15 protein-coding genes, 1 tRNA gene and 1 other annotated feature are annotated in these 17,636 nt (G+C 62.1%); of the genes, 11 read left to right on the forward strand and 5 right to left on the reverse strand.

All coding sequences use genetic code 11. From position 1 onward, the window contains the following. Positions 1 to 35: 35 nt before the first annotated feature. Together M9955_01200 and M9955_01205 are read left to right on the forward strand one after the other, a co-directional pair. Positions 36 to 398 (forward strand): response regulator, encoded by a 363-nt coding sequence (locus tag M9955_01200; GenBank protein ID MCO5080253.1) that lies wholly within the window; start codon positions 36 to 38, stop codon positions 396 to 398. 104 nt (positions 399 to 502) lie between these two features. Next, positions 503 to 577: transfer RNA gene (locus M9955_01205), tRNA-Val, on the forward strand. On the opposite strand, the gene M9955_01210 is transcribed toward M9955_01205, so the two are convergent. Further along, a complete protein-coding gene (locus M9955_01210) occupies positions 556 to 771 on the reverse strand; it encodes a hypothetical protein (GenBank protein MCO5080254.1) in 216 nt (71 codons plus the stop codon). The genes M9955_01205 and M9955_01210 overlap by 22 nt on opposite strands. A 419-nt stretch (positions 772 to 1,190) precedes the next feature. On the opposite strand from M9955_01210, the gene M9955_01215 reads away from it, so the two are divergent. From M9955_01215 to M9955_01225, 3 genes are all read left to right on the forward strand, one after another. Next, the gene (locus tag M9955_01215) at positions 1,191 to 2,087 is read left to right on the forward strand and encodes a hypothetical protein (protein MCO5080255.1); all 897 of its coding nucleotides are present in this window, start codon (positions 1,191 to 1,193) and stop codon (positions 2,085 to 2,087) included. After that, positions 2,023 to 3,251, forward strand: a protein-coding gene (locus tag M9955_01220; GenBank protein MCO5080256.1) for an IS3 family transposase whose coding sequence is annotated in 2 segments (ribosomal slippage) — positions 2,023 to 2,311 and positions 2,311 to 3,251 — 1,230 coding nt in all. Because the reading frame shifts where the segments join, the coding sequence is not laid out codon by codon here. Before M9955_01215 ends, M9955_01220 begins: the two co-directional genes overlap by 65 nt. Next, positions 2,304 to 2,420: a sequence feature (AL1L pseudoknot), on the forward strand. Its footprint overlaps the gene before it by 117 nt. 79 nt (positions 3,252 to 3,330) lie before the next feature. After that, on the forward strand, positions 3,331 to 3,633 hold the full coding sequence (locus M9955_01225) for a hypothetical protein (GenBank protein ID MCO5080257.1): 303 nt from the start codon (positions 3,331 to 3,333) through the stop codon (positions 3,631 to 3,633). A 160-nt stretch (positions 3,634 to 3,793) separates the two neighbouring features. Here the strand turns inward: M9955_01225 and M9955_01230 are convergent, their stop codons facing one another. The 4 genes from M9955_01230 to M9955_01245 form a co-directional block, all read right to left on the reverse strand. Continuing rightward, complete coding sequence (locus M9955_01230; protein ID MCO5080258.1) at positions 3,794 to 5,446, reverse strand: ABC transporter substrate-binding protein; 1,653 nt, start codon at positions 5,444 to 5,446, stop codon at positions 3,794 to 3,796. A gap of 49 nt (positions 5,447 to 5,495) precedes the next feature. Beyond that, the gene (locus tag M9955_01235; protein MCO5080259.1) at positions 5,496 to 7,547 is read right to left on the reverse strand and encodes an NADH:flavin oxidoreductase; all 2,052 of its coding nucleotides are present in this window, start codon (positions 7,545 to 7,547) and stop codon (positions 5,496 to 5,498) included. 79 nt (positions 7,548 to 7,626) lie between these two features. Continuing rightward, positions 7,627 to 9,186, reverse strand: coding sequence for a trimethylamine methyltransferase family protein (locus M9955_01240; protein MCO5080260.1), 1,560 nt, complete (start codon positions 9,184 to 9,186; stop codon positions 7,627 to 7,629). Beyond that, positions 9,183 to 10,166 carry a LysR substrate-binding domain-containing protein gene (locus M9955_01245; protein ID MCO5080261.1) on the reverse strand — a complete coding sequence of 328 codons (984 nt, stop codon included), beginning with the start codon at positions 10,164 to 10,166 and terminating at the stop codon, positions 9,183 to 9,185. The genes M9955_01240 and M9955_01245 overlap by 4 nt, the downstream gene beginning before the upstream one ends. 223 nt (positions 10,167 to 10,389) lie before the next feature. On the opposite strand from M9955_01245, the gene M9955_01250 reads away from it, so the two are divergent. The 6 genes from M9955_01250 (at position 10,390) to iolE (ending at position 17,594) form a co-directional block, all read left to right on the forward strand. Continuing rightward, the gene (locus tag M9955_01250; GenBank protein MCO5080262.1) at positions 10,390 to 12,372 is read left to right on the forward strand and encodes an FAD-dependent oxidoreductase; all 1,983 of its coding nucleotides are present in this window, start codon (positions 10,390 to 10,392) and stop codon (positions 12,370 to 12,372) included. A 411-nt stretch (positions 12,373 to 12,783) separates the two neighbouring features. Further along, positions 12,784 to 13,581: an aldolase/citrate lyase family protein gene (locus tag M9955_01255; protein MCO5080263.1), complete on the forward strand. Its 798-nt coding sequence runs from the start codon at positions 12,784 to 12,786 to the stop codon at positions 13,579 to 13,581. Positions 13,582 to 13,605: 24 nt separating this feature from the next. Further along, a complete protein-coding gene (locus tag M9955_01260) occupies positions 13,606 to 14,319 on the forward strand; it encodes an SDR family oxidoreductase (GenBank protein MCO5080264.1) in 714 nt (237 codons plus the stop codon). Between the two features lie 11 nt (positions 14,320 to 14,330). After that, positions 14,331 to 15,080, forward strand: coding sequence for an SDR family oxidoreductase (locus tag M9955_01265; protein ID MCO5080265.1), 750 nt, complete (start codon positions 14,331 to 14,333; stop codon positions 15,078 to 15,080). Positions 15,081 to 15,194: 114 nt separating this feature from the next. Continuing rightward, entirely contained in the window at positions 15,195 to 16,397 is a 1,203-nt protein-coding gene (locus M9955_01270; protein ID MCO5080266.1) for a pyridoxal phosphate-dependent aminotransferase, read from the forward strand. Between the two features lie 291 nt (positions 16,398 to 16,688). Further along, entirely contained in the window at positions 16,689 to 17,594 is a 906-nt protein-coding gene (iolE, locus tag M9955_01275; protein MCO5080267.1) for a myo-inosose-2 dehydratase, read from the forward strand. The last annotated feature ends 42 nt before the right edge of the window (positions 17,595 to 17,636 follow it).

Genomic DNA, 17,636 nt, shown 5'->3' on the forward strand with positions numbered 1-17,636 from the left:
TGGGGTCGCGCCGCTGAGCGATTCGGACGGGACTGATGGCACGCATTCTGCTTGCGGAAGACGATGAGGACATGCGCCGGTTTCTGGTCAAGGCGCTGCAGCGCGCGGGCTACGACGTCACCGATTTCGACAATGGCGCAAGCGCCTTCGAGCGCCTGCGCGAGGAACCGTTCTCGCTGCTCCTGACGGACATCGTCATGCCGGAGATGGACGGCATCGAGCTCGCCCGCCGGGCGACCGAGATCGATCCCGATCTCAAGGTGATGTTCATCACCGGTTTCGCCGCCGTGGCGCTCAATCCCGATTCCAAGGCGCCCAAGGACGCCAAGGTGCTGTCGAAGCCTTTCCATCTGCGCGAACTCGTCACCGAGGTCGAGAAGATGCTCCAGGCGGCCTAACGGCTTCATCCAGCACCGTCCTACCGGATATGCGTCATCCGGGCTCAGGCTAAATTACCGGATTGACGCGCTCCGGCACATGTGATGTATGCGCGGCGTCGGATGGGCGTGTAGCTCAGCGGGAGAGCACTACGTTGACATCGTAGGGGTCACAGGTTCAATCCCTGTCACGCCCACCATTCGAACCCTTGAAATCGTTGATGAAACTGGCGTTTTCGCGCAGATCTGCGAAGCTCCTTGCAGGTTCAACGAATCTGACTGCCAACGAAAAGCAGCGTTTCACCGCTCCCTCACCTTGACCCTTGGCATACGGCACATCCTGCCAGACGGTGCGCCGCTCGTAGTAGATCTTGGTGAGTTGGCGCACCTTCATCGTCTGCTTCTCCTCGGCAGAAGGGTAAGCCGTGCCGACGTCGAGATTTCGGCCACACCTGCATTTCATACATGTACATGACGTCGCCGCATTCGATGTCGCCGTACAGTTTGGCCAGATCGATCGCCAGGGTCGCCGCCGCCAGCGAATCGCATCCATAAACCGAACCGGATTCTATTCGGCAACAATCGCGGCTGAGGCAAACGCCCTGTCGCAAACAGCGGGCAACAGGGCCACAGCGCAACTGACGGTCGACGCCGTCTTTGATTGACGGGTCTTCGGCGTTTTCCGGAGTGGCGGCAGATTTTGTCATGCGCTAAGCTTTAAGAACAGACCTCCACATGAGGACATTCCACCAATCTTTCTGAAATAAGTGCTGTGTGAATAGTCGCAACTGATCAGCAACGCGGAGAACGAGCATGGTATTCACTGGCTTCAAATCCAAGTTCAAGAAAAATGATCAACTGAAAAAGTGCGCGGTTAATGATCCTGATCATATCAGCGTAAACTTTAATTCAACGGGTGAGCACGTTGCGCTGATTCAAGAAGCTCTGAATAAGTGGCTCGTTAACACGGGGCAAGGCCAACATATCGTTACGGGTGCTGAAAAGGACAACAAGAAATTCGGCCCCATGACCCATAAGGCGGTCGATATATTCAAGAGAGCAAAAGATATCAGGAACTACAAGAATGAGATTGACCAGGTTGTAGGCAAGAAAACCGTCGTTGCTCTCGACCTCGAACTGCCTGTGGACGAGGATGTCAACCCGAAGCCCGAGACTTCAGTAGCGATCGTGCCGTTTAACGAAATCAAGCCACTACTTATCGCTCATGAAGCCGACAACCGTATGAAGGGAGATTTGGAGAGCACCAAGTCTGAGCCAAAGCTTCCCCTGACTCCCCAAGGGATAATCGCGCGCAATCTTCTGACTCATGCGCGCATCACCCCGACGTTTGCGCTTGTGCAGGAAATGCGAACGGAACTGCTGGTGGCCGGAGAGGCCGGAGCGGCAATGGTGAACACTTTCGTCGCCAATGGCATCCCCAAGGCTGTCATTACGTTCGGCGTTGGGAACATCGTTTGCGACCTGATCAGGAAATCCGATGAGTTCAGGGACGTCAAAGCAGATTTCGTCCGGCAGATGAAAGAGGTGCTGGACGGCGGCATCAGGACAAGCAACACGCTGGATTACCGGTTTGAACCGCCCCGGGTTTGCCGGAGGCTCCAACTCCTGAGAAGGTGGAGCCATCATGAGCAAGACGACGAACAAGTTTTCCCCCGAAGTGCGCCAGCGAGCCGTGCGGCTGGTTCTTGATCACGAGCCCGAGCATCCGTCGCGCTGGGCGGCGGTATCATCGGTGGCGGCCAAGATCGGCTGCACGGCGCAAACTCTGAATGAGTGGGTGAAGAAGTTCGAGGTTGATGCCGGCAAGCGGGCCGGTGTGCCGACGGACATGGCAGCGAAGCTGAAGGCTCTGGAGCGGGAGAACCGTGAGCTTCGACAGGCCAACGAGATCCTGCGCAAGGCGAGCGCTTATTTTGCCCAGGCGGAGCTCGACCGCCCTTTCAAACGATGATTGCGTTCATTGACGATCACCGCGAGGTTCACGGGGTCGAGCCGATCTGCAAGGTGCTGCCGATCGCCCCGTCGACCTACCGCAACCATGTCGCCAAGCGGGTCGATCCCGAGAAGCTCTCGGCGCGGGCGAAGCGGGACATGGCCTTAAGGCCGGAGATCGAGCGCGTCTTCGCCGAGAACTTTGAGGTCTATGGCGCGCGCAAGGTCTGGCGGCAGATGCTGCGCGAAGGTTTTACCGTCGCGCGCTGCACCGTCGAACGTCTGATGGCCGGCCTGGGCCTTCACGGCGTCATCCGCGGCAAGGCCATCCGGACTACGGTGCAGGACAAGGCGGCGCCATGTCCGCGCGACCATGTGAACCGGGTCTTCCATGCTCCGGCGCCGAACCGCCTCTGGCTGTCGGACTTCACCTATGTCAGCACCTGGTCGGGTTTCGTCTACGTGGCCTTCGTCATCGATGCCTATGCCCGCCGGATCGTCGGCTGGCGGGTGAGCAGGACCGCCCATGCGGGCTTCGTCCTCGATGCTCTCGAACAGGCTCTGCACGAACGGCGGCCCATCCATCGCGGCGGTCTGGTGCACCATTCCGATAGGGGCTCTCAATATGTCAGCATCCGCTACACCGAGCGCCTGGCCGAAGCCGGCATCGAGCCCTCCGTGGGCAGCGTTGGAGATTCCTACGACAACGCTCTCGCAGAGACGATCAACGGGCTATACAAGGCCGAGGTCATCCATCGACGCGGACCGTGGCGAAGCTTCGAGGCCGTCGAGTTTGCCACGCTGACGTGGGTCGACTGGTTCAACAATCGCCGGCTGCTGGAGCCCATCGGCAACGTCCCGCCGGCTGAAGCCGAGGAGCGCTACTACGCCATGCTGGAAGAACCAGCCATGGCAGCGTGACCCAAACGAAACGGCCTCCGGCAAACCCGGGGCGGTTCAGTTTCTGTCTCATGAGAAATTTGGACGGCTGGAACCGCCGATGGTCTCATTCGGCGCCAAGACATCAACAAGGCTGAAATTTGCGGTTGGTTCTACACAGGGCGTGGATGTCTTTTTGGAGGATTTTACAGCGGACAACGCCACCAGAAGATGGAACGCAACACTTATCTTTGCGTATTTCGATCATTTCGGATCTGATGATAGCGATCTGATACCGGATTCAAGACTGCATGGATCACCGGGACAGGTCGGATTGTGGGTGCTCGCGCGGGAGCGCAATCCCGGACACATGCCGTTCGTCTCAAAGATGATGCTTCAGGAGCAGGTATCGGAGAGTTTCTGAAATAGTACGTCTTCCCGGAAGCTCGATCGCTGCAAAGACAGCGCCGGGTACTATCGGCTGGCATGTTGCCGGCGCAATCACGTTTCGCCAGCGGCCGGCTGACGAGTTGCCGCCGGCGCTTCGGATCCGAAGCGCCGGCGGTTTGGATGGTGGGGTCTGATCAGGCCTGTTCGAGCCACACCTTCTGAAGATCCATCTGGAAGGTCTGATGAACCCCGTAGCCCTTCACCTTTTCGGACGTGTGTGAATAGAGTGACTGCCAGTAAGGCTGGATGATGACCCCGGAATCCTGAAGAATGGTCTCCAGATCCTTCATGACCTCCCGCCGTTTCTCGGGCGCGCTGATCGCCAATGCCTCCCCCAGCTTCTTGTCGAATTCCGGGTTGGAATAGCCGGATTCGTTCCATGCCTCGCCGGTGCGATAGCCGAGCGCCAGAACCTGCACGCCCAGCGGGCGCATGTACCAGATAGTCATCGAGTAGGGATACTTCGTCCAGTCGTTCCAGAAGGTCGAACCCGGAAGCACGGTGCGCTTCACCTTGATGCCGGCCTCGCGCAACTGCGCCGCGATGGCGTCGCCGGTGTTCTTCTGCCAGTCGTCCTCGACCGTGATCAGCTCGTGCTCGAAATCGAGCTTGCCCGCTTCCTCGAGCAGCTTCTTGGCGCCTTCCGTGTCGCGCTGCTTCTTGGGCAGTTCGAAATACTCCGGATGAATCGGCGCAACGTGGTGGTTCTCGCCGACGGTCCCGCGTCCGCCATAGCCGAGTTGCAGAACGGCGTTGTTGTCCACCGCCATCTGCAAGGCGTTTCTGACGCGCTGGTCGCCGTAAGGTTCCTGGGTCACGTTGGTTCGGGCCACCAGCGTCGTCGCCGTCGCGACCTCGGACTTCACGAGCCCGAGCCCGTCGAGGATGTCGACGAAGTCGGCGGTCGTCTCAAGGTTCATGTCGACTTCGCCGGATTCGAAAGCGTTGACGACAGCGGTCGGATCGGTGCCGTAGTCGACGAATTCGACGCCATCGAGAAGAGCCTCGCCGCCCCACCAGCTTCCGTTCTCACGACGTTTCACGACGGCCTTCGTGCCCACGTCATAGGACACCAGCTCGAACGCGCCTGTGCCGATGGGCTTCGCCACGGGATCGGCGCCGTCAGCGTCGAAGTTGCGGTGGACGATGAGCGCCGGATAGTCGGTGAAGTTGGCGATCAGGGAAATGTCGGACGCATTGAGCTTCAGCCTGACCGTATGGTCATCGACCTTCGTGATGGCGCCTTCCTTGGCCTTGCCCGTCGCCTCGTCGATCAACGAGCCGACACGGGCCGCCATCGAGTTGCCCGATGCGCCCTTGTCGGCCCACCGGTTCAGATTGAAGATCACGTCGTCGGCATTGAAGGCGTCCCCATTGTTCCAGGTCACGCCCTGGCGCACCTTCAGCGTATATTCGGTCGCGTCTTCGTTGACCTCCCAGCCCTCAAGCAGCACCGGCTCGAAGGTGAACTCCCGCGTGTAGGTCACCAGCGGCTCCAGGAACGTCCTCGCGATATTGCCCAGTTCGACCCAGTCATAGGTTCGCGGGTCCTTCTGCGCCTTGACCGACATCGCCACCTTCAGAACGCCGCCCTTCTTGGGCTCCTGCGCAAGAGCCCGGGAAGGAACTGCAACGCCGATCATGCTGTAGGCAAGCGCGGTGGACGCGCCCATCGTCGTCGCCAGGGCCAGGAATTCCCGCCGGTCCATCCTTCCGCGAGACGTTTCTTCAGCCATCCTCTCGATAACTTCGGGAACGCGGTCGCCATTGCTGCTGAATATTCTCATGAGTTCCTCCTGTTGGTTGTGATGGATCGCCGACGCCGATCAAACGCCCTCAGATCCGGATTGCGTATCTTATGCCGTCATAGATCGCGGCGTGGATGTTGCGGGAGGCAACCGCGTCGCCGATGCGGAAAAGCGTGTAGGCTGTGGACTGCCTTTGCGGAAATACCTCGCCGCCGTTCACCAGTGCCTCGTAGGCGACCGCACCGAGATTTGCCGAGCCCGGTTTCAGCGCCAGATACAAATCGTCCAGCGGCTGGGTGCCGTGTTCGACCACGACCTGATCGACCCGCCGCTCCTCGCTCCAACCCTGCGAGAAATCCGAGCCGAGCGTCGCCACAAGCTTGTTGCCGTCGCGCCGGACCGCGCTGACGCGGGTGTTGATGGTGACGCGTACGCCCTTCTCATGAAAGACCTTCATATACGGAACGTGGTTCATGCCGCCCATTTCCGGCGCAAAGAAGCGCTCGGGCGAGACGAGTTCCAGCCGCGCGCCGGTATTGGCGATGACTTCCGCAGCGCCCATGCCCTGATGACCGCCATTGTCGTCGTAAAGCAGAACGTTCTCGGCCGGCTTGACGCTGCCGGACAGGATGTCCCAGCTCGACACGACGAGATCGCCGCCGGCATCCAGCGGCGGATTTTGCGGCAGTCCGCCAGTGGCGACGATCACGATGTCCGGCTCCAGCGCGGTCACGTCGCCGGCTTCGGCCCAGACATTGTAGCGGATGTCGACGCCGAGCCGCTCCAGTTCGGCGAGCCGCCAGTCGACGATGCCAATCAGTTCCTTGCGGCGTGGATTCTGGGCGGCAAGCAGGATCTGCCCGCCGGCCTGGCCGGAAGCTTCCAGCACCGTCACCGAATGGCCGCGCTCGGCCGCCACGCGCGCGGCTTCCAGGCCGGCAGGGCCGGCTCCGACCACGACGACCTTCTTCGCAGGGCCGTCCGACCGCGCGATCACATGCGGTATCGTCGCCTCGCGGCCCGTGGCGGCGTTGTGGATGCACAGCGCCTCGCCGCCCTCGTAGATGCGGTCGAGGCAGTAGGTCGCGCCGACGCAGGGCCGGATGCGGTGCTCCTCGCCGGCCATGACCTTTCTGACGATGTGGGGATCGGCGATATGCGGACGGGTCAGGCCAACCATGTCGAGCTTGCCTTCCGCGATCGCATGGCGGGCCGTGGCGACATCCGAGATGCGCGCCGCATGGAAGACCGGGAATTTCGTTGCCGCGCGTACTTCTCCTGCAAAGTCGAGATGCGGCGCCGAGCGCATGCCGGTGATGGGGATGACGTTCGTCAGCGCGGCGTCCGTCTCGATCGAGCCGCGGATGATGTTGAGGAAATCGAACTTGCCCGACGCCGCCAGCCGCCGCGCGATCGCGACGCCTTCCTCCTTCGACAAGCCCTTTTCGAAATCTTCGTCGGCGACCATGCGGATGCCGACGATGAAATCCGGGCCGACCGCCGCGCGAACGGCATCAATGACCCTGAAGGTGAAACGCAGCCGGTTGTCGAGCGAGCCGCCATAGTCGTCGTCGCGATGATTGGTCGCCGGCGACCAGAAGCTGTCCATCAGATGGCCGTAGGACTCGAACTCGATGCCGTCGAGGCCCGCCGCCTGCATGCGCTGGGCGGCGGACGCATAGTCGGCGACGATGCGATCGATGTCCCAGTCCTCCATCGTCTTGGGGAAGGCGCGATGCGCAGGCTCGCGCATCGGCGAGGCGCTAAGCACCGGCAGCCAGTCGGCCTTGTTCCAGCCGGTGCGCCGGCCGAGATGGGTGATCTGTATCATCACCTTGCAGTCGTGCTCGTGACAGGCGTCGGCAAGCTCCCGCATCCACGGCACGATCTCGTCGCGGTAGGCCTGCAGATTGCCGAAGGCGGCCGGGCTGTCTCGGGAAACGAGGGCCGAGCCCGCCGTCATGGTCAGCGCCATGCCGCCCTTCGCCTTCTCCGCGTGGTAGAGGCGGTAGCGCTCTTTCGGCAGGCCGTCCTCGGAATAGGCAGGCTCATGGCTCGTCGACATGACGCGGTTCTTCAGCGTCAGGTGCTTGAGCCGGTATGGCTGCAGGAGCGGATCGTTGCGGAGGGAGGCGTTCATGCCGGCGTCCGCCCGTGAATGATGTGAGGGGTTGCGGTCATCATGCCTCGTGATATCTCGTCACTGGGTCGATCGCTGCTCAGTTCACGGTATCCGGCAGCCTTTCCTCGCGCAACGCGATGAAGTCGCGCAGGCCGTCGGCGATGCCCTCGTCGAGCTTCGGCTCCTGATAGTCCTGAAGCATGTTGCGGGCTTTCTCGCGGCCCCGCGTGTCATGGTCCTTGGCGCCTTCCGCGGACCATTGCTCGAAAGAGTTGAAATCCATCAGCGTCGGCATGAAGAAAGCCGTTTCGAAGTGCTCGAGCGTATGCTGCGTGCCGAGGAAGTGCCCCTGCGGCCCAACCTCGCGAACCGCCGCCATGGCATCCTTGAAGTCGTCGAAGGACAGCCCGCCTGCATATTTGTACCAGCCCACCAGCTGTTCGCAGTCGGTGGCGAACTTGGAATAGCCGCAGGTCAGGCCGGCCTCCAGCCACCCTGCCGAATGCCAGATGTAGTTGGCCCCGGAGAGGATGGCGGCATGCATCAGCATGTTCGACTCGTAGCCCGCCTGCGCGTCGTTCAGCTTCGAGCCGACATGGAAGCCGGAGGTACGCCAGGGCAGCCGGTATTTCCGCGCCAGCGCACCCATCACATACATCATTTGCGCGGCTTCCGGCGTCCCGCCCATGGGGGCGCCGGTCTTCATGTCGACGGTGACCATGAACTGCCCGTAGATCTGCGGCGAGCCCGGCCGGATCAGCTGGGTGAAGGCGACGCCGGCAAGCGCCTCCGCATTGACCTGCGCGATGGCGCCGACCGCCGACGCCGGGGTCGAGGCGCCGCACAGCGCGAAGGGCGCCAGGATGAGCGGCTGGTTGTGACGCGCATAGACCTTCATCGCGTCGAGCATTGTGGCGTCCCACACCAGCGGCGAGTTGCAGTTGGTGATCGACACGAGCACCGGATTGTCCCTGACGTAATCCTCGCCGAAGACGATGCCGGCCATCGCCATCGTGTCCTCGGCCCGGTCCTTAGACGTGACGATGCCCATGAAGGGCTTGTCGGAATGCTTCAGCGCCGAATGGATGATGTGGAGATGGCGTTTCGGGACCGCGATCTCCATCGGTTCGCAGATGATCGAGCTGGACGAATGGAGCGCCGGGGCCATGTAGGCCAGCTTGTGGAAATTGTTCAGGTCCTCGAGCGTGCCGTAGCGCCGGTTGTTGTCGAGGTCGCGCACATAGGGCGCGCCGTACATGGGTACGAACACGGAGTTCCTGCCGCCGACCTGCACCGAGCGTTCGGGATTGCGGGCGTTGAGCGTGAATTCGGCCGGCACCTTGGACACCAGATCCATCAGCAGCGCGCGGTCGAAGCGCACCCTCGTGCCGGAGACGTCGGCTCCGGCCTGCTTCCACATGGCGATGGCTTCGTCGTCGCGGAACTCGCATCCGACATCCTCCAGGATGCTCAGCGACTCGTTGTGGATCAGCTCGACCGCTTCGTCGGGTACGATCTCGTAGACCGGTATCTTGCGGACCAGGGTCGGGAAGGAGGTCATGGCCGCGCCACGAAGCGCCTTGCGGCCGACCCGACCGCCGCCGCGGCGGCTGGTCCCCGCAGTTTCCGGTGTGCTGGCAGTGCTCGCTGTGCTCATGCTGGCTCTCCCTTGATCTTAGGAGAGCGCCTGCGAGCCGGTTCTTCAAGCGAAATAGGAAGTCGGCTCGCTTGAGCTGAACTCAACGATCCAAGGGAGAGCAGCCAGTCCCTCAGCATGGCCGCATGGGGGCTGAGCGGCCGTCGCGCGCTCCACGTCACGAAGTAGGATTGCGGCGCGGCGATTTCTGTCTTCGTCACCCGGACAAGGTTGCCTGCCTCGATCAGGGGCGCCACCAGGCTTTCCCAGCCAAGCGCCACGCCCTGTCCGCTGCGCGCCGCCTGCAGGGCGATGACGTAGCTGTTGAAGCGCCGCACATTGACGCGGCGATCCGGATGGCCGATCGCGCTGAGGAACTCTCCCCAGGTCGTCCACGTCCAGTCGATGCCTTCGACCGAAAGGAGCTGCAATTGCATGAGGTCCGACACCGAGCTCACCGGATAGGCTTTGGCGAAAGCCGGACTCGCCACCGGAAAGATCCGGTCGTCATAAAGCTTGGCTGACTGCTCGTCCGGCCATTCGCCATCGCCGTAGCGGATACGCAGATCGACGTCGGGGCGATCGAGACCGCGCGGGTGATCGGAAATCACATGGTCGACCACGATATCCGGGTTGCGGTTCCAGAAGGCGCCCATGCGCGGCATCAGCCACAGATGCGCCATCGCCATGGTGCTGCCGATGGTGACATTCGCCTGCCTGCCGAAGGACTTTATCTGGCGGAACGTCGCCGCCATCCTTTCGAAGCTCTCCCGCAGGGCCGCAGCCAGCGTTTCGCCTTCGCGGGTGAGCTCGACCGCGCGATGCCTGCGCACGAACAGCGGACTGCCGAGCTCCTCCTCCAGCATGCGGACCGAGCGCGAGACGGCGCCGGTCGTGACGTTGAGCTCCTCGGCCGCCTTCGTCAGGCTGAGATGGCGTGCTGCTGCCTCGAAGGCGGCGAGCGCGCTGAGCGAGGGTAGGCTATAGTACCTGCGAACCATGCTGTTGCTTTCCGCACCGCATGCCGGACCTCAACCTACAACGACATGCGGCTCGATGTCTTGGTTGCCTGTGGCTCAATCGCAGAGGAATTTCATTCATCTTGACTATTAGCCTCCACTGACCGTCGATGTGCAACTGCCGTCTTCCGCAACGGAGACGGCTCCGCCGCAGGTACCAGAACGCGCTCATGGCCCCGGGCCTGGCGCCTTGAGGGAGGGGGCAGTGTCCGACCGGATTTTCAAACGGCTTTTCACGCCGATCCAGTTGCGGGGAAAAACCCTTCGCAATCGCATCGTCTTCGGCGCGCATACGGCGAACATGGCGGTGGAAGGCCTGCCGACCGAGCGGCATGTCGGCTACTACGCCGAGCGCGCAATCGGCGGCGCGGCCATGATCGTCGTCGAGCCGATGCCGGTGCATCAGGCAGCCGTGCTGACGCGCGGCAATTTCCGCCCCGCCGACGACAGCGTCATCCCGCATTTCCGCAAGGTGACGGAGGCGATCCGGGGTAACGGCGCCGTGGCGATCCAGCAACTCTACCATGTCGGCCAGCATGCGGATGCCGACAACTCGTTCCACCCGGGCTGGTCGCCGTCCGGCTTGCCGAGCTACCACGATTCCGACGGCTCCCACGCAATGACGGAGCGCGAGATAGAGGAGACGATCGACGGCTTCGTCCAGGCGGCGCGGCGCTGCCGCGAGGCCGGGTTCGACGGCGTCGAGGTGTGGGCCGCCTATCATTCCATGCTCGACCAGTTCTGGACGCCGTGGTCCAACCGCCGCGCCGACCGCTGGGGCGGCAATCTCGAAAACAGGACGCGCATGAGCCGGGAGGTGATGACCCGCATCCGCCGGGAGTGCGGCGAAGACTTCATCATCGGGCTGGCCATTAACGACGAACCGGAAGTCGCGGTCGCGCTCAAGCGGGAGGCGCTGGCGGAGATCGTGGATATTCACGACCGCGACCACCTGATGGACTATGTCACCTGCGGCTCCGGTTCGTATTTCGACTTCTACAAGATCATGCCGACCTTCATGTATCCGGAAAAGCTCGGCGCGGACCTTGCCTCGGTTTTGAAGTCCACCGTGCGCCATGCACTGGTCACCGCGGAAAGCCATATCCGCACGCCCGAGAATGCCGAGGGCGTGCTCCGCGAAGGGCATGCCGACCTCGTTTCGATCGTGCGCGGACAGATCGCCGATCCGCATCTGGCGGTGAAGGCGGAGGCGGGACGAGCGGAGGACATTCGCGGCTGCCTGTCCTGCAACCAGATGTGCTGGGGCAGGCGCTCGCGCGATTACTGGATAAGCTGCGTGATCAACCCATCCGCCGGCCGCGAATGGGAATGGGGCGGTGACCGGTTCACGCGGGCCGAAAAACCGAAACGGGTTTTCGTCGTGGGCGGCGGCCCGGCAGGCCTCGAGGCGGCACGCGTCGCTGCGGAGCGCGGCCATCGCGTCATACTGGCCGAAGCCTCGGAGCGGCTCGGCGGACAGTTTCGGCTCGCAGGCATGCAGCCGCGCCGGTCGCAGATCCTTGACCTGATCGACTGGTACGAACGGCAGCTCGGACAGTTGCAGGTCGAAGTGCGGCTTGGAAGTTATGCAGAGGCTGACGATGTCGAACGGGAGAGCGTCGACCATGTGATCGTCGCGACCGGGTCGCTGCCTCCCGACGGAGCATTCCAGCGAGCTTTGCCCCAGTTCGACACGATACCCGGCGGCGGGCCGGTGCTTTCCGCCGAAGCCGTCATGGCGCGCGAGGCGCGGCCGGGACAGCGCGTGCTGCTTCTGGACGACGGAGGCAACTGGAAAGGCTGCGGCACGGCCTGGAAACTCGCCGAGGACGGCCATGACGTGACGATCGTCACGCCCGACGCGCTGGTCGGCAAGGAGCTTCAGCGGATGGCGGTGGATGCGCCCTTGCGTCGAGCTCTCGCCCGGTCGGGCGTGCGTTTCATGACGGAAAGCGCAGTCGTCCGCTGGGACGGCAAGCGGGCGACGATCACGTCGCTTCTCGATGGAAACGAACAGACGGTCGAGGCGGATTCGCTGGTCTTCGCGACCACCAACAGGGCGGAAGACAGCCTCCCGGTCGAGCTGGAAAGGCGCGGCATTGCGTATTCGGCCATAGGCGACTGCACCGCCTCGCGCCAGGCGGCCTACGCCTTCCACGATGGCCGCAAGATTGCATTGGAACTATAGCGGAGCAAATCCTGCTCCTACCTTTCCGTGCTGCGATGTCGAAATCCGCTATCTCAGGGTTCCCGACCCCGGTGCTCGTGAGACAGCCCGCAATACGCCGCAGCGACTCCGGCGCCGGCAGCTATGCGACCTCCCGCATCGTCGATCCCTGCGACGATCACATTCGCCCCGTCTCCAGCAAAGCGCCGGCAATTGCCCGGCCAATGCCTGACGTTCCAATGATAACGGCCGTGCGGACATCAACCATCGGAGCGGCCGGCGCGCTCATGGTGCCTCAATCACGCTCAAGCCGACAAATCCCATCCTTATACCCGACACTTCCCCAAACATCGCTTGCGATTCAAGATTGCTGTATGATATAAGACATCATACAAATTTTAATCCGCAATCTCTCAGCGGGGGCCGATGGAGATGGAGGAGCGCGTCAATCCGCTTAAGGCAGCGCTGAAAGCAGGTGATGCGCATATCGGCATCTGGTGTTCTCTCGGCTCTGCGCTGACGACGGAGGTAATTGCCGGTTCAGGCGCCGGCTGGATTCTCATCGACGGCGAGCATAGTCCCAACCATCTTCTGACAATCATGTCGCAGCTTCAGGTTGCTGCCGCATTTCCCTGCGAGGCGGTTGTCAGGCTGCCGTCGGATGATGCCAACCTCATCAAGCAGGCGATGGACATCGGCGCACGCAGCCTCATGGTTCCCAACGTCCGCACCGCCGGGCAGGCACGTGCTATCGTCGCGGCGATGACTTATGCGCCGGGCGGTATCCGCGGATTCTCCGTGGGGCATCGCGCCAACGCTTTCGGCCGCATCAGGGACTATCATGCGAATGCGCGTGTGCAGCAGTTGCTCGCCGTGCAGATCGAAGATGAAATGGGCGTTGCCAACGCCGCCGAGATCGCGGCTGTCGATAGTGTCGATGTTCTGTTCGTGGGACCCGGGGACTTGTCGACGAATATGCGAGCGATGGGAAACCCGAATGCCGGACACGTGCAGAAGGCCATAACCAGCGTCCGAGAGGCCGCCGCATCCATGGGAAAGGCAAGCGGGATTCTGGCGCCGGTCAAGGCGGACGCGGATCGCTACCTGGCTGACGGGTTCACTATGGTTGCCGTTGGATCGGATCTCGGCTTGCTGGCGCGCGGATCCGATGCCCTGATCGCATCTTTCGCGCCTGCCGGTTTTTCCTTACGCGCAAAGGTCACAAACTGAAAATCTAGCCATTGGGGAAGTCGCGTGAAGACAGCCTTCATCACGGGTGCCACGAGCGGCATCGGGCGAGCTGCTGCTTTGGCGCTTTGCGACGCCGGTTACGAAGTCTATGCGCTGGGGCGCAGCCAGTCTGCGCTGAAGGAGCTGCAGGCCGAGCGCTCAAGTATCGTTCCACTTGCCATGAATGTAACGGACCGGAAGGCGTTGGAGACGGTCGTAGCAGATCTTACTATAGACGTGCTGGTCAACAATGCCGGCGTGATGCCGCCACTTGAGAATTTCGCGGATATGGACATCGCGGATATCGATGCCGTGCTTGAGATCAACCTCAACTCCGCCATACTGCTCACCCGGCTCGTCCTTCCAAAAATGCGAGAGCGCCAGTCGGGCCACATCCTGTTCACCGGCTCGACGGCCGGTCACGGTTCCTACGCCAATATCGCCGTCTATTCGGCGACGAAAGCCGCCATCTCCGGATTCGTCGCCGGCCTGAAGGCAGATACCGCACCCTACGGGGTTCGCGTGACAGAAATAGTGTGCGGCCGTGTTGAAACCGGTCTCTACAAGAACATCCTGGACGAAGCGGCGCGCGCAGCGATGTACGCCGGAAGCGTCGCCGTTCAGCCCGACGACGTCGCCCGAATGATCGTCGCCGTCCTCTCGCTTCCCCCGAACGCGGACGTCACGCGTTTCGACATCGTTCCCACGCGACCCGTCAGCCCGAGCGGCACGAAATAGGAGCCTCCGCCATGCAGGATCTTTCCGTACTCATCGTCGGCGGTGGTTCCGGCCTCGGAGCGCTCCTCGCCGAAATGGCCGTGACGAGCGGCGCCGCCAGCATGGGCATCATCGACATCAACGAAGCAGCAGCCGAGCAGGCGCTCGCGCCGGCCAGGGCAAAAAATCTGCCAACGGCAGCGGCAACCGCCGACATTCAAGTTGGCGCGCAGTGCCACGAGGCCTTTGGGAAAATCGCGAACAAGCTGGGTCGCATCGACACGTTGATCAATTGTGCGGCGATCTATCCCCGGCGCCCCCTTCTCGATATCACCGATGCGGAGTGGGATGCCTCGAACGGAATTAACATCAAGGGCACCTATCACATGATGGTTGCCGCCGTGCATCATATGCAGGCGCAGGAGCCCAAGGAGAAGGTTCGCGGCCGCATCGTCAACCTGACCTCGGTCGACGCCTTCAAGGCGCATCCGCAGAATGCGCATTACGCCGCAACGAAGGCAGCCGTTGTCAGCCTGACACGCTCCTTCGCCCATCACGTCGCCGGGGACGGCATTCTCATCAATTCGGTAGCGCCGGCCGGAATGGCGACAGAGAAGGCCAAGGCTCTCGGATTCCTGGAAGAGTTGGCGAAGGCGAGCCCGCTCGGCCGTGGTGCCGAGCCGATCGAGATCGCGGAATGGGTGCTGATGGCCGGCGGCCCGAAGAACACCTTCATGACGGGCGAGCAGGTGATCGTGTCGGGCGGTTACATCTACGCCTGAGGTCTCAAAGGCAGCTCCAAATGTCACGGACCTTCCGGGCGGCCGCAAAGGCAAAGCGCGGTGCGCCAGCCATTTCCGAAGATCAATCAAAAGAGCGCGTTTGAGGATCAACCAATGAGCTACATTGCTTCACGTCTCTCGGTGGTCAAGCCTTCGGCGTCGATGGCGGCTTCCATGGCAGCGAAGGCGCTTCGGGCCAAGGGCGTCGACGTGATCGATCTGGGACTCGGCGAGCCGGACTTCCCGACGCCCGCCCATATCGTCGAGGCCGCGCATCAGGCCGCGAAATCGGGGCAGACGCTCTACACCGCGGCTGCCGGCACGCCGGAGATACGCGAAGCGGTCGCCTCCAAGTTCCGGCGGGAAAACGGTCTCGACTACAAGGCTGACGACATCATCGTGGCGAACGGCGCCAAGCAGATCATCTTCAACGCCCTGATGGCAACGCTTGAGAACGGCGACGAGGCCATTCTTCCGGCACCCTACTTCGTCTCATATCCTGAAATGGTGAAGCTCCTGGGCGGCGTACCGGTAGCTGTGGAGTGCCCGGAGAGAACCGGTTTCAAACTGACCCCCGAATTGCTCGAAAAGGCGATCACGCCCCGTACCAAGTGGCTGTTCCTCAATATGCCGGGCAACCCTTCGGGCGCTGTCTATTCGGAGAGCGAACTCAAGGCGCTCGGTCAGGTTCTCGCCGCGCACAGTCACGTCCTGATCCTGTCGGACGAAATCTACGAGCACATCATTTTCGACGGCCGCGCTTTCGTATCGTTCGGCAAGGCGTGTCCTGAACTGAAAGACCGCACCCTCATCGTCAACGGCGTAGCGAAATCCTACGCGATGACAGGCTGGCGTGTCGGCTACGCGGCGGGACCAGCCCTGCTGATCAGGGCTATGTCGACAATCCAGAGCCAGTCCGTGACCTCGGTGTGCTCAATCGCGCAGGCGGCGACCGTCGCGGCGCTCAACGGACCGCAGAACGACGTGGTTCGCTTTCGCAAGGCATTCGAGACGCGTCGCGATCTCGTGGTCGACGGTATCCGCAAGATCGAGGGCTTGACGCTCGCACCTCCGGAGGGAGCCTTCTACGCCTATATCGGCTGTGCCAGCCTGATCGGAAGAAAGACTCCGGCAGGCGAAATCCTGACCGACGACACCGCAGTTGCCAACTACCTGCTGAACGAGGGGCGCGTGTCCTCCGTGCCCGGCGCCGCCTATGGTCTATCGCCGTATTTCCGCATCTCGACCGCGACAAGCGATGCTGTCCTGACCGAGGCCTTGGCGCGCATCGCTGCAGCCGTTGCGAACGTAAGATAGAGCTGCTGCAATATGAACGCGTTCTTGTCACGGGCGTAGCAGGCCGTCTTGGAACTGCTCGCGATCCGCCCCGCTGCGTGACGGTTACCAGCGGGAAGGAAGATGTTCCCTTTTCAGTGATTTCGGGCACGCCGAGGCGATCAGCGCCTGCCCTGCCGGTGTATGCCCTGCTGTATCCCGGCTGCGTTAAAGTCGGCGTAGCGGATGACCTTCATTGTGCATGAGACTGGAATTCCCGATGATCTGGGGTGTGGCTAGGATGTGTTCGGAATACGGGCAGCGGAGGCGCATATGTCGGTCAGACTTGGTATCAACCCGATCACGTGGAGCAACGACGACGTCCCCGAACTGGGGGGCGATATTCCACTGGAAACCTGCCTGGCGGAGACACGGCAGGCAGGCTTCGCCGGTACGGAGCTCGGAGGCAAGTTTCCGCGCCGCAGCACGGCGCTGAAGCCGTTGCTTGACGGCTACGGCCTTGAGCTGGTCTCGGGCTGGTATGACGGCCGCATTCTGGAGAAGGAGGTCGAACAGGAATTCGACGCGATCCTCCCGCATCTGACCCTGCTGAAGGATTGCGGTGCCCGGTATGTCGTCTACGCGGACACGTCGCGCGGCCGGCACGGTGCAATCCACGATCCCATCTCCCGGCGCCCGAAGCTCTCGGACGATGAATGGAAGCCCTACGGCGAGAAGATCACGCGTCTGTCCGAACGATTTGCCGAGTTCGGCGTCCGGATGGCCTTTCATCATCATATGGGAACGATTGTCGAGACCGATGAAGAGATCGACCGGCTGATGGCCGTGACGGGCGAAGCTTTCGGCCTGCTCTACGATACCGGGCATTGCTCTTTCGCAGGCGGCGACCCGAAGGCTCTGCTCCAGCGTCATGTGAAAAGGGTGGTGCATGTCCATTGCAAGGATGTGAGGCCGGACGTTCTGCGGCGCGCCCGGGCCGAGGACATGAGCTTCATGTCTGCGGTGATGGACGGCATCTTCACCGTGCCCGGCGACGGCGCGCAGGATTATCCGACGCTGCTGAAGATCCTCGCCGACAACGGCTATGCCGGCTGGCTCGTGGTCGAGGCCGAGCAGGACCCGGCAAGGGCGCATCCGCTCACCTACGCCACGATGGGCTACAGGAACCTCAAATCGCTTGCCGAAGAGGCGGGCTTCACCGTCGAGGAACGCGCCTGATGCCAAGCCGAAAAAAAGCGATCGGCAGCTTCGACACTCTAT

The organism is Rhizobiaceae bacterium (genome assembly GCA_023953845.1).
Taxonomy (GTDB): Bacteria; Pseudomonadota; Alphaproteobacteria; order Rhizobiales; family Rhizobiaceae; genus Arvimicrobium.